This is a genomic window from Fibrobacter sp. UWB15 (assembly GCF_900177705.1).
Lineage (GTDB): Bacteria > Fibrobacterota > Fibrobacteria > Fibrobacterales > Fibrobacteraceae > Fibrobacter.
The window spans coordinates 1-13,644 of record NZ_FXBA01000004.1 but is presented as its reverse complement, the minus strand read 5'-3'; the positions used below and the strand labels follow the sequence as shown (position 1 = coordinate 13,644).

The 13,644-nt window shown below is 50.2% G+C and carries 12 protein-coding genes; 5 read left to right on the top strand and 7 right to left on the bottom strand.

Annotated features, from left to right (window positions below):
• Positions 1 to 15: 15 nt before the first annotated feature.
• From B9Y58_RS07635 to B9Y58_RS07625, 3 genes are all read right to left on the bottom strand, one after another.
• Positions 16 to 1,479, bottom strand: a complete 1,464-nt coding sequence (locus tag B9Y58_RS07635) for a hypothetical protein (protein WP_073057620.1) — start codon at positions 1,477 to 1,479, stop codon at positions 16 to 18.
• A 47-nt stretch (positions 1,480 to 1,526) separates the two neighbouring features.
• On the bottom strand, positions 1,527 to 2,627 hold the full coding sequence (locus B9Y58_RS07630) for a protein kinase domain-containing protein (protein WP_073057622.1): 1,101 nt from the start codon (positions 2,625 to 2,627) through the stop codon (positions 1,527 to 1,529).
• A gap of 76 nt (positions 2,628 to 2,703) precedes the next feature.
• The gene (locus B9Y58_RS07625) at positions 2,704 to 3,501 is read right to left on the bottom strand and encodes an LOG family protein (RefSeq protein ID WP_073057652.1); all 798 of its coding nucleotides are present in this window, start codon (positions 3,499 to 3,501) and stop codon (positions 2,704 to 2,706) included.
• Between the two features lie 126 nt (positions 3,502 to 3,627).
• On the opposite strand from B9Y58_RS07625, the gene B9Y58_RS07620 reads away from it, so the two are divergent.
• Positions 3,628 to 3,840, top strand: coding sequence for a DUF6812 domain-containing protein (locus tag B9Y58_RS07620; protein WP_073057624.1), 213 nt, complete (start codon positions 3,628 to 3,630; stop codon positions 3,838 to 3,840).
• Between the two features lie 30 nt (positions 3,841 to 3,870).
• On the opposite strand, the gene B9Y58_RS07615 is transcribed toward B9Y58_RS07620, so the two are convergent.
• Positions 3,871 to 6,444, bottom strand: coding sequence for a TIGR03960 family B12-binding radical SAM protein (locus tag B9Y58_RS07615; protein ID WP_073057625.1), 2,574 nt, complete (start codon positions 6,442 to 6,444; stop codon positions 3,871 to 3,873).
• 163 nt (positions 6,445 to 6,607) lie between these two features.
• Between B9Y58_RS07615 and B9Y58_RS07610 the strand changes: the two genes are divergently transcribed.
• The 3 genes from B9Y58_RS07610 (at position 6,608) to truA (ending at position 9,951) form a co-directional block, all read left to right on the top strand.
• Positions 6,608 to 7,969 (top strand): GGDEF domain-containing protein, encoded by a 1,362-nt coding sequence (locus B9Y58_RS07610; protein WP_073057627.1) that lies wholly within the window; start codon positions 6,608 to 6,610, stop codon positions 7,967 to 7,969.
• A gap of 270 nt (positions 7,970 to 8,239) precedes the next feature.
• Positions 8,240 to 9,199 carry a hypothetical protein gene (locus tag B9Y58_RS07605; protein WP_073057629.1) on the top strand — a complete coding sequence of 320 codons (960 nt, stop codon included), beginning with the start codon at positions 8,240 to 8,242 and terminating at the stop codon, positions 9,197 to 9,199.
• Complete coding sequence (truA, locus tag B9Y58_RS07600) at positions 9,199 to 9,951, top strand: tRNA pseudouridine(38-40) synthase TruA (protein ID WP_073057632.1); 753 nt, start codon at positions 9,199 to 9,201, stop codon at positions 9,949 to 9,951. The genes B9Y58_RS07605 and truA overlap by 1 nt, the downstream gene beginning before the upstream one ends.
• Here the strand turns inward: truA and B9Y58_RS07595 are convergent.
• From B9Y58_RS07595 to B9Y58_RS07585, 3 genes are read right to left on the bottom strand one after another with little or no spacing between them, the layout of a single operon-like run.
• The gene (locus tag B9Y58_RS07595; protein WP_073057634.1) at positions 9,948 to 10,469 is read right to left on the bottom strand and encodes a prepilin-type N-terminal cleavage/methylation domain-containing protein; all 522 of its coding nucleotides are present in this window, start codon (positions 10,467 to 10,469) and stop codon (positions 9,948 to 9,950) included. The two genes, truA and B9Y58_RS07595, sit on opposite strands and share 4 nt — an antisense overlap.
• A gap of 58 nt (positions 10,470 to 10,527) precedes the next feature.
• The gene (locus B9Y58_RS07590; protein ID WP_073057636.1) at positions 10,528 to 11,256 is read right to left on the bottom strand and encodes a pyridoxine 5'-phosphate synthase; all 729 of its coding nucleotides are present in this window, start codon (positions 11,254 to 11,256) and stop codon (positions 10,528 to 10,530) included.
• A 13-nt stretch (positions 11,257 to 11,269) separates the two neighbouring features.
• Positions 11,270 to 12,382 carry a divergent polysaccharide deacetylase family protein gene (locus B9Y58_RS07585; RefSeq protein ID WP_073057638.1) on the bottom strand — a complete coding sequence of 371 codons (1,113 nt, stop codon included), beginning with the start codon at positions 12,380 to 12,382 and terminating at the stop codon, positions 11,270 to 11,272.
• Positions 12,383 to 12,412: 30 nt separating this feature from the next.
• On the opposite strand from B9Y58_RS07585, the gene miaA reads away from it, so the two are divergent.
• On the top strand, positions 12,413 to 13,309 hold the full coding sequence (miaA, locus tag B9Y58_RS07580; RefSeq protein WP_073057640.1) for a tRNA (adenosine(37)-N6)-dimethylallyltransferase MiaA: 897 nt from the start codon (positions 12,413 to 12,415) through the stop codon (positions 13,307 to 13,309).
• The last annotated feature ends 335 nt before the right edge of the window (positions 13,310 to 13,644 follow it).

Sequence of the window (13,644 nt, the reverse complement as noted above, 5' to 3'; positions counted from 1 at the left end):
GAAAAGAATCGGTAATTATTGCTTCTTGACGTTGTCCAAGATTCTTTGCGCCTGCTTTGCGAGAATGTCGGTCGAATTCATTTCAATTACTTTCTGCAAGCGCTTGATTCCGTCTTCAGTCTCAATCTTGTTCGTTACGCATGTCTCGCCCAAAATATAAAGGGCGCGCCTTGCGAAGTTCTTGTCTTTCTCGAGCGAAAGTCCTTTCTTCAAAAGCATGATTGCCGCTTCGGGCGCGTTTTTCGCCTTGGCGATTTCGCCCCATTCAAGCCACTGGTTGCTCGAGATTTCGATGTAGAGCTTGTTCATGCTGTCGGCCAGAGAAAGTACTGTAGCCTTGTCGACAGGGTGTTCCTGCAAGAGTTGGACCATCGATTGCGTGAGTAGGCTGAAAGCCTGTTCGGGGCGACCGCCCTTGGCGTTTTCAATGCCCGACTGAATCATGGTTCGAGTCTTGTTCTTCAACTCGGCCATGGGGTTGCGCTTTTCAATGCGACGGGCTCTTTCTTGCAAAGCCTCTTGCTTGAGTTCATAACGGGTCTTGCGGCGGGTTTCGATTTTTAATCCGGCAAATGCGCCTGCGCCAAAGGCAATCGGTGAAAGCACTGTGACAGCCCCGAAAATGTTCGGATTGATAAACCAGTTGACTGCCATGTCGAGCAAGAGTCCGGTAATACAAACGGCTGAAACCGACTGCGATGTCAGTTCCTTGCGTGGGGCAAATGCAGTCGCTCCGAGCAAGAACGCAATCGTCAGGCTCATGCCCATGTAGCGTTCACCGCTGTAGTGGTCAAAGAAACTCGTGCCGGTCATGATGCTTACCAAGATGCCGCCACAGAGGGTCCAGCCGACAATGCAGCCCCACAGAATAAACCATTGCCAACGTTTTTCCAAACGTATAAGCGTAAACATGAAAAGTACCGCGAACAGAATGTAGCTCCACGTGCTCGGGAACAGAATCCAGCTGGTGAGCAGTCGGTCGTACTGTTCTTTCTTGGGGACAAACGCCATGTTGTAGCGAGGGAATTTGTCGGTGTAGTTGTCGATCCATTCGGCAAGTTCGCTTCTAAAGTCTGATTCGCCCGGGTAGCGGTTGTGCTTTGCTATAAATTCTTCTTTGCCGCCCCTGATTTCCCACCACTCGCGGAAATCCTTTTTCATGATTTCGATGCGGTCTTCGACAATGTAAGACGGCTTCAAGGCAAAGGCCCTGTTGCGGAATTGTTCGAATTCTTCTTGACGGACTTTTTCGGTCGGTTCGATTCCGACGATTTTGAACTGGTTTGCGCCCTCTTCTTCCCACCACTTGTCAAAGGATTTTTCGATTCCCTTTTCGTAGCTGCTTTGCTTGATTTGCGGCATGATTCCGGTGACGGCGTTAAAAATGCCGATGCCTATAATTGCCAAAACCACCAAGTAATGGATTGGCTTAATTTTCTTCAAAAGAGCAGTAATATTCGAGATAGAGGACTTATTCATATCTTGAATATATACTAATGAATATGAAAATGAAAATTTTATTTTTCTTAAAAGCGGTTGTATTCGCGCAGCTGATTCCACAAGAAGTCCGTGTTCACGTCGCGGTAGCCTTGGGCGTTTACACGTTCGCGCAATTTGTGAGCAATATCAAACAAGTTCGGGCAGCTCTGCATGCGTTCAAAGCTGTCGAAAATGGTGAGGTTGTCTATCCACTGCGCAAGTTCCGGGAATCGTGGGTCGCTAAAGCGATTTTCGCGGCCGGTCTTCAGGTATTCCAGGTAGCGGTCGGTAATGCGGTAACCGTCTTCAATGAAAATATCCATGGCGTGCGGGAACAGTTTTTCGCCAGTCAGGTATTCGTGCACAATGATGCCGAAACTGAAGTAGTCCACCGATGCCGACAGGTTTTCGCCCATGATGGCCTGTTCGGGCGCGCTGTAGCAAGGCGTCATTTGACCACCGTATTCAGTGATTGTGTCGCGCATTTTCGCCTGGGCGTAACCGAAGTCGCACACGAGAATCTTGTGATTGTTCTTGTGCTGCGGATTCTGGCAAAGCAAAAGGTTCTTGGGCTTTAAATCCTTGTGGACCACCTGGTAGTAATGCAGCTGGCTAATCGTGTTGGCCAGGTAGGCGAGTTGGGCGACTCGGTGCAAAATTTCGTCGTCACTTAGTTCTTTCTTGAATAGCCTATCCAGAGAGCAACCCTTAATAAACTCCATCTTGAGGTAAGGGTGTCTGCCGGCAATGCCGCCGCCCATGCTCTGGACCACGCCTTCGATATTGGTGGCGTGAATCAGGTTGTTGATGCGGATTTCATCTTGGAACGCGCTTAAGAGGCTGTTCAGGCGGTGGAGCCTGTTCTTGCCGGGGCTTGCCCAGAACTTGCAAATTTTGACGACAATTTCTTGTTCCACGTAGCGGCTGGGGTCGTTCGGGTGTTCCAGCCAGTACTGGGCGCGGTACAGGTTGTTGGTGCCTTCGAGTGTCAGGGGCTCTATCAGTTGAATGTGCTGCATGGCACCGTTGTGCATGTATTCGGGATTCTGGTCGAACCACCGCTGGTATTCTTCCATGGTGTAGTTCGGGCGGAGAGCCAAATTTCTAGATACTCGATCTAAAGTTTCTGCCAGAATGTTTCGAATCATGCCCCAAATTTAGCTAATCCCCAAAACAAAACAAGGTGCCGCCGAGCGACACCTTGCATATAAGTAGCTTGTTTATTTATTCCATCGTTTTTTCGAGTGCCGTCGTAATGACATTGTAAGCATCTTCAACGGTGTCGCAGAAATGGAACAACTTGAGGTCTTCCTTGTCGATCATTCCTGTGTCGGCGATGTAGTTCCAGTTGATGACTTTGTTCCAGTATTTGCTGCCGTAAATCACGACGGGCATCTTGTCGCCGTATTTTTTAGTCTGAATCAGCGTCAGGAGTTCAAACATTTCGTCGAGCGTTCCGAAGCCTCCTGGGAATACGACGAGTGCTCTTGCCATCTTCATGAACCAGTACTTACGGATAAAGAAGTAACGGAATTGCAGGTTCAGATCGTCATCGATGTAGGGGTTCGGGTGCTGCTCAAAGGGAAGCTTGATGTTTAAACCGATCGAAGAGGTTCCTACGTCGTTTGCGCCACGGTTGCCCGCTTCCATAATGCCCGGACCGCCACCGGTCATCACCGCAAAACCGTGGTCGTGTTGCTTGTTTGCCCAGCGGCCGAGTTTTGCGCCCAGTTCGCGTGCGGCGTCATAGTATTCGGCGACGGCTTCCAGTCGTTTGAGTCGCGCAAGTTCGGTCTTGTTTTTGCAGCTCTTTTGGCGTTTCTTGAGTTCGGCCATGGGGAGTATGCGGGCGGAACCGAAGAACACGATGGTGTTCTTGATACCTTCTTGCGCAAAAATCTGGTAAGGACCCATGAATTCGGAAAGAATTCTGATCGGGCGCCCGACATCGCTATCGATAAATTCCAGATTGTGGTAAATCATTTTGCCGGGGGTCAGTTTGATTGCCTTTTTCGTTGCCATGGTAAACTCCTTGGTTGGGTACGCCAACATCTGTATTATATCCCTAAAATACACTCAAAATGCCAAAAAGCAACAAAAAAACGCTTTTTTTCTACTTGCAAACAAAAAAAACTTTATATTTATAACATGCTAGTAAAAATTTGGACCGACAGCTTTATCATCACGGGCGAAATCGATACGCTCCGCGATGAACGTCTCACGGACTACATCCGCGAAAACAAGGACTTTATCGCTGTGACGCAGGTGCGCGTGAGTGACAGGAGCGAAAAGGACCTGTTCCGTACTCACTTCCTGAACGTGAGTACCCGCCACATTGAAATCATCCTACCTGCAGAATAAAGACCGAACCGCTAAACTCAGTGGAATCCTTTAAAATTCCATTGCGATTTTCTTGATGAGGTAGCGGCGGGAGCTTTCGTCAAGTTTTTTCGGGTCGAATTCCACGCCCATCAAGGCTGCATAAATGTTGAACGGGCTCACGGTCGTGCCCATGTTATTGCATTTCACCTTGGTGATGATGGCGCCGCCTGCAATCTGGATTCCGAGCAAGTGTTCGTTCAAATTGATTTCCTGGCCGCGGTGATTTAATACCACGGGGAGCGTCTTCTTTTCGAACTTTTCCATGATGCCTTCGGGCATTTGTTCGGGCGTGAATGAATAAATCATCGCCGTCGGCATGTGCTTCGACAGCTTTTCCTTGAGCGGCTCAATGTTCACGATTTCCATACCGCGCGGGAACGGTCTCGAAAGTTCGGCCATGATCTTCGGCAAGTTTTCCTTGGAAATATCAAGCGGCTGCAGCAAATCAACGCTGATGACTTCGCAATAAGTTTCAAGACCCAAGGGGAGTGCGCCCATGTTCGAAATGCGTGGCTTCGGGCTGAAGCCTTCGCTGAACTTGATAGGGATTCCTGCGCAAAGGAAGGTGCGCTCGAAGAAGCTGAGCATGTTCTGGTGCGGCAGGAATCGGCTGAGGCCAGTTTTTTTGAAGGTAATCTTGTAGCTGTGACAGCTCTTTTGCGTGGGGCGGCGTTCGGCGACAAGTTTCTTGATTTCTTCGGGCGTACGGCTCGGGGCCTTGTGGCGCACCGGGTCGTCCGCGAGTTTGATTTCAGCGCCAAAGCCGGGGATGCCGCATTTCTGGCAGTCGCCCCATTTGCAGTTCGGCACCGGGGCGGAATCTTCCTTGAAGGCCTTTTCCCATTCGCCACGCAGGTACTGCTTGCTGGTTCCTGCGTGAATGAAATCCCAGGGAAATACTTCGTCTTTTTCTCGCGTGCGGTACACCCAGCTGGTGTCGTAGTTGCATTCTTCCCAGACTTGCTGCCATTTTTCGAAGTCAAAACGGTAGGAGTCGCTTTCGAAAATGATTCCCTTCTTGTAGGCGGCATAAATCACGGGACCGAGTCTGCGGTCGCCGCGGCTGTAAATGGCTTCGAGGAAACTCGTTTCCCAGCCGGCCCAGTTGACCTTCACGTTCGGGTGACGGAAGAAGCGTTCGCGCACATAACGGATGTGCTTGAGGGCGGTTTCCTTGTCCATGAAGGGCGCCCATTGCAGGCCCGTAAACGACTTCGGAATCAGAATGCCCATGCTTACGGCTATCTGGCATCCGCGCAGGTACTTGCGACCGATTTTCACGAGGTTCTCGATTAGGTTGCAGAACGCTTCCATGTCCTGCTCATTTTCTGTCGGGAAACCGATCATTGTGTACAACTTAATTTTGTTGAATCCGCTACTGAAGGCGTGCTCGGCGGCGTTGTACATGTCCTGGTCGCTGATGGTCTTGTTAATCATCTTGCGGATTCGTTCGGAGCCTGTTTCGGGAGCGAAGGTCGCGCTGCGGCCGCCCTTGAGGGCTGAAATCTTCTGGGCGAGCGTTTCACCGAAGGCATTCACGCGGATACTCGGGAGGCTCACGTCCACGGTGTCGAAGAACGGGTCATCGATAATGGAGTCGGTGAGACCTTCCACGGGCTTGTAGTCGGCGGTGGAGAGCGAAAGGAGTCCCAGTTCGCGTTCGCCGGTCGCCTTGATGCCAGCCTTGGCGATATCCAAAACATCATCGGGGTCGAGCTCGCGGCAAGGTCTGTACCAGATTCCTGCCTGGCAGAACCTACAACTCTGGGCGCAACCGCGCATGACTTCTACGCTGAATCGGTTATGCACCAACTGCATGTTTGCAATCAGGTTCTTGATGGGGTAGTTCTTCGGGTCCATCACCGGAATGAACTGCCTGCGAACGCCGTTGGTATTCTGGTAGCTGCCCTTGGCGGGTTCAGCCGGAACGATGTCGCCAAATTCGTTGGTGATGACGGGACGTAGGCTCGGTACGTACACGCCGTCGATTTCAGACAAATTCTCTAGAATCTTTGCGCGGGGGAGTTTCGCCTTTCGGCCTTCGCCAACGCAACGCAAAAACTTCACAATCATGTCTTCACCATCGCCGATCATGAAGGCGTCAAAGAAGTCGGCAACCGGTTCGGGGTTTGCCATGGCGGGGCCGCCAGCCACAATAATCGGGTCTTCTTCCTTGCGGTCTTTCTGCCACACGGGAATGCGGGCGATGTCAAGTACGTAGGGGACGTTCGTAAAATTGAGCTCCGTCTGGAGCGTCATGCCCACCACCTCGAAATCGCGTACCGGCGTGTAGCTTGCGTAGCTGTACAGCGGAATATCGTATTTTTCCATTTCTTTCGCCATGTCTTCCCACGGGGCAAAAGAGACTTCGCACAGCAAGTCCGGCTCACGGTTGATCACATGGTACAGAATGCGGATTCCGTTATTACTCATGCCGATTTCGTACTTGTCGGGGAACACGAAGGCCATGTTGCAAAGCATCTGGCTGTGGTCTTTGACGACACTGTTGGCTTCGCCGCCCATGTATCTAGCAGGACTTTCGACGGCGGGGAGGGCAAGAGCTATTTTTTCGAGGATGGTCATAGGTCAAAATGTAGAAAATAGAGCCTTAAATAGGTTGAGTTGCTAGTTCTGAGTTCCAAGTTACTCGAAAAGCTTGTGTAATCAGCATTTTGTAGTAAAAAAATACTAGAAACTAGAAATAGTTAATTGCGCCAAAGGCGTCCTTTTAATTACATTTAAGAACATGAGCATGCTAACATATTTCTTTTGGTTGGTTACGTTTGTCGCGGGTGTCGTCGTCGCATTCTTTGTGCCCGAAACGACGGTTCCCGTTGGAGGCAAGTTCGTCTTTATCGGGGCTTGGGGCGCAGTCCTTGGTCTGGTTCTCTACAATGTGTGCAAGCGAAAACTTGACATTGCCGAAGAAGACTTTAACGAAGCTCTTTACTCCATCAAGGATTCCAAGTTGTCCATGACTTCGGAACTTCCGGCGACAATTCCCGATCCCCTTGCCGCACAGCCTGAACCTGAAGACATGCCTCTCCCGACGGGAGCAATATCTTCCAAGGAAGCTCTAGCCAAAAAAGTTGACGAAATTTGTGTCAAGTTCCCGTTGGATGCCTGGAAAAAGTATACGCGCTGTCTCTTGAAGGACCGTCCTGTTCCCGAGGTAATCAAGGCCCTTGAACAGGTACTTCCGCAGCTGTTCCCCAACGCTTCTGGAATTTTGTACATGTATGCCGGAACCCAGACGGACCTGCACAAGGTGCTCTCTTTTGGTGAAACGGTCATTAGCGACGATGTCATCCGCCCGGTGGAATGTGCCAGTTTTGATGCCGGTGACATTGTCATTACGGATTATTCGAATCCGAGCGTGAATGGTGGCTGTACTCATTTACACCTTCATCCCCATGGAGTCTCTTTCTGCGCTCCTATTGAAGGTAGCGAAGAACATTTCGGTATTTTCTCTTTGCAGACCGATGTTTTGCCCGATAACGAGTCTATGGATGACTGGCATGCCAAGGTGAGCGCCGTGGCTACTACGCTAGGACTTTATGTCGCCAACCAGAACCTGAGCGCTCGCTATAGACAGCACAGCATTCGTGATAGCCTGACGGGGCTTTTCAATCGCCGCTACATGGAAGAATCCCTGGTTCGTGAAGTGTCGGCTGCGACCAGACATCGTTCGCCTATCGGTCTGATTATGCTTTATCCGGATGCCGTGAGCCAGATTCAGGATCAGCGTGGCCGCCATGCGGTGGAACAGCTCCTGTGGGAACTGGGACAGCGTCTGCCGGGCTACGTTCGCAACGAAGACATCCCGTGCCGCTACGAGGGCGAAGTGTTCTGCGTGATTCTGCCGGGTGCCGACCTCAAGATTACGAGGGACCGCGCAGAACGTATCCGTCATGAGATTTCCCAGCTCAAGATTGCCTACGGCGAGACGATTCTCGAAACCACCCTCAGCATTGGCGTTGCCGTAATGCCTGTCCATGCAGGCGATGCCCGTGGTTTGCTGATGGCCGCCGGCGAATCCATGCAGATGGCAATCCAATCCGGAGCAAACCGCGTGATTCTCGCCGATGCTTTAGGCAAAAAGCATTAGAACAAGGTTCCTAAGTGATTTTTTTGTTAATTCATCTGCAAAGTCCTGGGCTTTGCAGATTTCTTTTATGAAAAAAACTCAGCTGACTTGCGTCAGCTGAGCTTTTTGGGGGTTAGGAGGAGAACAAAGAGTTCTTGAGTACAAAGATAGAAAAGGATGGCTTGAAAAAAGGGGTGGCTGGCCGATCTTTCTTGAAAAGCGTTGTGAAATCTTCAACATTCTCAACGAGTCCCGTTGGGCATATTTTCATTTTTTTACTATTTTTAGGCTATGAAAAAATTTTTAGCTCCCGTCGTGTTGCTCGTCTTGGCTTCCGCTTTGGCTGTATATCTGTTGATGGATTTCTCCGGTTCCCGGAACTCCTTTGATGCCGACGCCTATCTGACAGCACGCTCTAAAATTGATTCTCTGGAACATGCGCTTTGGAACGCGAAGGCTAACCCCGATCAGCAGGTAACGATTCGTTTGCAATTGGACTCCGCTTGGGAAGTGCTTTCCTCTATGCGTGTCGCTCCCGCAATGGAATCTGCAGATGGGGCTTCGGCCGAATCTCCCTCTAGTACCTCCGATATTGTCAAGTGGATTGTGGGTGGAATTTTGGCTATCGGTGTTTGCGTGGCGATCCTGGTCCTGGTTCTCAGGAAGCGTCAGGAAATCATTACCCGCCGAATGGAAGCCATTAAGGCCGAACGGTTCAAGGAACCTAAGGCAATTCTCGATGACGCGACCATTCCGCCTCGTCCTCGCCGCGAAAAACGTTCCATTATTGCCGATGCCGAAGAATATGCGGCACAGAAACGTGAAACGATGGCTCAGGCCGCTGCAGCCAAGCAATCGCCTTCTGACGAAAACCCTAAGGTGGAATTCGAAGACGAAAATGGCGTTCCCGAAAACAAGATTTTGACGGGTACTCCCGATAGCAAGCCTGCACTCAGGCCTACGGCCAAGGAACGGATTACTTCTGCCATGCAGAACCTTTCCGATGTGTTGCGCGCTCCCCGCGGACTTTCCCGTGAACGCACCATGAAGCTGCGTGCCCAGAGCCGTAACCTTACGGGCGACCCGAACCTTAAAAGCCCGCTTGAAATCACGCGCTTTGATCGTGAGTCCAACGAAAAGGTGAAGATTCTCCAGATGTCCCGTCGTGGCTTCCCGGCCTCGGCTATAGCCTCCAGCCTGAAGATTTCTCAGGAAAAGGTTGAAACGGTCATCAAGGAAGCCATGGGCTAATGCGTTATCGATTCCGCTGTGAATACCTGGGGTCGGCTTTTTATGGCTGGCAAGCCCAGAACGAAGGCGGAAAGACCAAATTCGTTACAGTTCAGTCTGCTCTCGAAGAGGCTTTTGCGGTTGCACTGCGTGTGCCGGTGCGTATTACCGGGTCCGGCCGTACCGATACAGGAGTGCATGCCCGTGGCCAGTGTGTGCATTTTGATTATGACGGTGAAATTGATTGCGGAAAGTTGGTCCGTTCAATCAACGGTCTTACTCAAAGACTTATTCGTATTCGCGATCTTGAACCCTGTGCGGCCGATTTCCATTCGCGTTACGACGCCTTGAACCGGTATTACCAGTATACCATTTATACTCGTCCCGTGGCCTTGTTGCGCGACTTTGGCTGGGAGTGCGGTTCTTTGAATCTCGATCTAGATGCTATGGCCAAGGAGGCGGAATCCTTCTTGGGACATCATGACTTTATTGATTTCTGTATTCCCCGAAACGACGGCAAGCCGACGGACTGTATCCTTACGGAATTCAGGCTAGAACGCCTGAACGACTGGAGTTGCATGTTCCATATCAAGGGAAACCGTTTCTTGCACCGCCAGGTGCGAGCCATGGTGGGGACCTTGTTTGATGTGGGCCGCGGCAAGCTTCCTCTTGGAACGGTGCAGACTATTTTCGAGAAAAAATTCAAGGGCGAACGCACGTGGGCGCCGCCCCAAGGACTTGTACTTCAGAATGTGGAGTATAAGGACTATTAGTCTTGTTTCTGTCCTTTACCGTTATTGGTGTTGGTGTTTGTTGCGGCGGCGCTGCAAGCGGTAATTTCACCTACGGCCCATGAAACAGTTAGGGGCTGACAAGATGCATTCGAAAGAATCTGTTGGTAGTCAACGTGACTTCCTGTAGGCGTCATCGAGACTGCCCAAACGTTTCCGGCAGGACATTCGTTCAAGTTCGTGAGGTTTGAAGCCTTGAATCCGATGATGCTTTCGTTGGATTCCAAATCCATGTCGTCTGATATGCATCCGGAATATTGAAAGTTGTTGGTTGTACCGCCACCCGGAGCTATAAAACCGATGCTGGTCCAAGTTCCAATTTTATTTTTGTGGGCGATGTGTGCGTCCTGGAGCTTAATGTAAGACCCAGCGGCAATAGGTATTTCGCTAGCCTTGGCTTTTGCAATTTGTCCGAAAACTTTCGGAATGCCGATGGCCGACAATATGCCAAGAATGACAATGACAACCAAAACTTCAACGAGCGTAAAGCCGCGATTCATGTAGATACCCCTCTAAATCAATTGTTTGAAAGATCCTGGTAAAAGGAACTAGAAAAACTTAGCCTTTAATCAAGTCTACCATGTCGCGCACGGCGCGGTCGATGCCTACCATGACGGCCTTGCTTACGATGCTGTGGCCGACAATGATTTCATCGATGCCTTCGATTGCTGCGATAGCCGCTGCGTTGCGGTAGTTGAGGCCACGCCCGGCCTTCACCTTGAGTCCGTACTTGCGGGCGAGCACCGTCATGTCTTCGAGGGCTGAAATTTCGCGCTCTACTTCTTCGGCGCTTCCGAGAGTGCAACTGGTGGCGTACTTGCCGGTATTGAACTCGACAAAGTCGGCACCAATCTTCTTGGCTGCCTTGACCTGTTCGGTTTCGGCGTCAATGAACACGCCTACCGAAATGTCGTTGTTCTTGAGGGTCATAATCGGCTTGATGAGGTCGCCCGCCTTGGCTGCCACATTCAGACCGTCTTCGGTGGAAAGTTCCGTATGAGTCTCGGGAACCAGAGTCACGGTGTCGGGTTGGTTGTTAATTGCTACCTGGACCATTTCCTGGACAGGGCTGATTTCCAAGTTCATCTTGGTGGTGACCGTTCTACGCAACAACTGTACGTCGCGGTCTTGGATGTGTTGCTTGTCTTCGCGTAAGTGCATCGTAATGCCTGCGGCGCCTGCAAGTTCTGCAAGTACGGCAGCGGCAATCGGATCCGGTTCGCAAATCTTGCGAGCTTCACGGATGGTGGCGATATGGTCAACGTTAAATCCAAGTTTTACGGTCATACAAGACTCCTTGTCATTTCTTCATAAAGGTAGATAAATTTATGAGCGTGGTACCCTGGCTCTTTACTTTTTCCTGCAAATCGCTTAATTTGTTGATTGAAGTTGCGTTGAGGGGAAGTATCATGACGGCAAGCCCGTTGCGCTTGGCTTCCCTGATTTTTGCCTTGGTGTAATCGTCGAGGGAACTGTTTTCGGGGTTGTAGGCTACGGCGTCTTTGCAGGTCATGCCGAGTTCTCTACAAGTCTGCGAAACGATAGAACGCTTGTTTGCAGAAATGTCCATAAACCAAAGCTTATGGTCTTTGGCGGGTTTCAAAATAGCTTGCAACAGCTGACGGTGTTCTACGGCCTGTTCGCCATAGCGCGAAACAATGCCGCGTGCTTCAGGGAATTTGGCGTGGGCATCGCCAATCACGGCTTCGATTTGTTCTTCGGTATGGTGTATGCGCAAGGGTCTTAATTTGTTGTGAGCCTTGTTCAACTTGGTGGATTCAAGCGTGAGCCAAAGCGTGATGTTCCTGTTGTAGATTTTATCCAAATAGCGGTATTCGTCATCGCTTAGGCCAAAAGGCGGAATCAGTAAGTCGTAGGGATATTCCAACTTCCTTAGGGCCGTTACTAACTCGGGGGTCAGTTGGGTGACTTGGAACGCGACTGCCAGTAAAGACGCCCCCAACTTGAACTCGTTGCGGGAAACCTGAATTTCGATATTCAGTGAATCGCCGTTGTCCTTGAGTAAGTCTACTCTAGCGGCCTGGAAGACTTCGTTGTTGTTGTAGAGTTCTTCCATATAAAGGACTTTTCCGCCCGCCTTTTTCACAAAGCGCTGCATCTGTAAAAGATAGGTGATGACGGTTTCTCCACCGCCCATGGTCCAGATGTGGCGCTTTTTGCGCTTGGAATAGCTGACCTCCAATGGATCTAGAGCCAGTTTCATTTTTTCTTCAAAGGAGAGCGTATCTTGTGCCGGAGCTTGAATGTCGGTCGTGTCTTTAGTCGTTTGTCCGATACCCTTGATGCCGTTGAGTAACGGCAACTCGGAAAGCTTGGGCAGTAGATAGACGAAGCCTCCGATTAAGACTGCCAAAACGATTATTATGGCGACAACGTGTTTCATTTTTCCCATGGTAGGTGTTAATATAACTAAATTGCCGGTATGCCTATTTTATTTGCCTTGGTCGGTGCGACCGGAATCGGAAAATCGGAATTGTCCCTGCGGCTTGCGGAATCGTTTGATGCCGAAATCATTGGTGTCGATTCCAGGCAGGTGTACAAAGGCTTTTCCATAGGCACGGCGCAGCCGGACGAGGCTAGCCTTAAGCGCGTCAAGCATCACCTGGTTGATTTTTTGCCTCCTACCGAAACATTTTCGGCGGGGGAATTCTGCCGTCAGGTTAAAAACTTGACGGCCGAAAATCCCGACAAGAAATACATCTTGGTCGGCGGAACAGGGCTTTATTTGCAAAGTCTGATGCTTGGACTTCCCAAGATTCCTGCGGTGCCTGAAGGTGTGCGTCGTGAGTTGGAAGAGTTTGCGCAAATCCAAGGTGCTGATAATTTGTATAAAATGGCGATGGAAATGGACCCGGAGCTTGTGCAAAGCGTTGAATCGAATAACGTTCAGCGCCTGATTCGTATCGTTGAGGTGTTCAAGGCGACGGGTCGCAAACTTTCGGAATTCCAGAAGGAACGTGAAGGCGGAATTGGGACGGTGCCTGTTTTTTGGTTGCAGCGAGAAAGGGATGTTTTGTACAAACGAATCGATTCCCGCGTCAACCAGATGATTAAAGACGGCTGGGTCGAAGAAGCCCGGGAACTTTCTAAAGTGGTGCCGCTTAGCGCTCCGGCATGGCAAAGTTTGGGCTATCGCGAGCTCTTGCAGGCGCAAAGTGCCTCCGAAATGGAGAAAATTGTCGCAGAAGTCAAGAAAAAGACCCGCAATTACGCCAAAAGACAGCTCACCTGGTTCCGCGGCCAGATGAACTGTACTTCTATTGATATGGAAAATGGCCCTTTTGAGGCGATTTTGTCCAATATTTCAAAAAACGCTTAAAGAAAGTTGTGAATAGTTTGTGAATTCTCGGGTAACTCCCTGCGCAAGAGTCGTGTTATTCCCGTTTTTTGCGAAAATAAGAAAAAAATGCGAATTTTTCTGCAAAAACCCCCTTGCAAATGTTTCTGAAAATTCTATAATTGGCGTCGTTCCTGAGAGGGACGGCCGAAAACGAAACGCTAAACGCGAAGAGCCAAGTAAGCCGCGATCAAGGGACAGCAACCCGAGAGGTTGTTGAGTAGATTGAAGGAATCGGAGATGTGCTTAGTGACGGGTCCAAGAGATTTCTTGGAATAGTCAATAATACGAACGTGATTAACGGGACCAAGACTTTA

Excerpts from the sequence above, each read along its gene's own strand:
- B9Y58_RS07615 (WP_073057625.1), bottom strand. The coding sequence starts at position 6,444 with ATGACCATCCTCGAAAAAATAGCTCTTGCCCTCCCCGCCGTCGAAAGT.
- miaA (WP_073057640.1), top strand. The coding sequence starts at position 12,413 with ATGCCTATTTTATTTGCCTTGGTCGGTGCGACCGGAATCGGAAAATCG.
- B9Y58_RS07605 (WP_073057629.1), top strand. The coding sequence starts at position 8,240 with ATGAAAAAATTTTTAGCTCCCGTCGTGTTGCTCGTCTTGGCTTCCGCT.
- B9Y58_RS07625 (WP_073057652.1), bottom strand. The coding sequence starts at position 3,501 with ATGGCAACGAAAAAGGCAATCAAACTGACCCCCGGCAAAATGATTTAC.
- B9Y58_RS07635 (WP_073057620.1), bottom strand. The coding sequence starts at position 1,479 with ATGAATAAGTCCTCTATCTCGAATATTACTGCTCTTTTGAAGAAAATT.
- B9Y58_RS07585 (WP_073057638.1), bottom strand. The coding sequence starts at position 12,382 with ATGGGAAAAATGAAACACGTTGTCGCCATAATAATCGTTTTGGCAGTC.
- truA (WP_073057632.1), top strand. The coding sequence starts at position 9,199 with ATGCGTTATCGATTCCGCTGTGAATACCTGGGGTCGGCTTTTTATGGC.
- B9Y58_RS07595 (WP_073057634.1), bottom strand. The coding sequence starts at position 10,469 with ATGAATCGCGGCTTTACGCTCGTTGAAGTTTTGGTTGTCATTGTCATT.
- B9Y58_RS07590 (WP_073057636.1), bottom strand. The coding sequence starts at position 11,256 with ATGACCGTAAAACTTGGATTTAACGTTGACCATATCGCCACCATCCGT.
- B9Y58_RS07630 (WP_073057622.1), bottom strand. The coding sequence starts at position 2,627 with ATGATTCGAAACATTCTGGCAGAAACTTTAGATCGAGTATCTAGAAAT.
- B9Y58_RS07620 (WP_073057624.1), top strand. The coding sequence starts at position 3,628 with ATGCTAGTAAAAATTTGGACCGACAGCTTTATCATCACGGGCGAAATC.
- B9Y58_RS07610 (WP_073057627.1), top strand. The coding sequence starts at position 6,608 with ATGAGCATGCTAACATATTTCTTTTGGTTGGTTACGTTTGTCGCGGGT.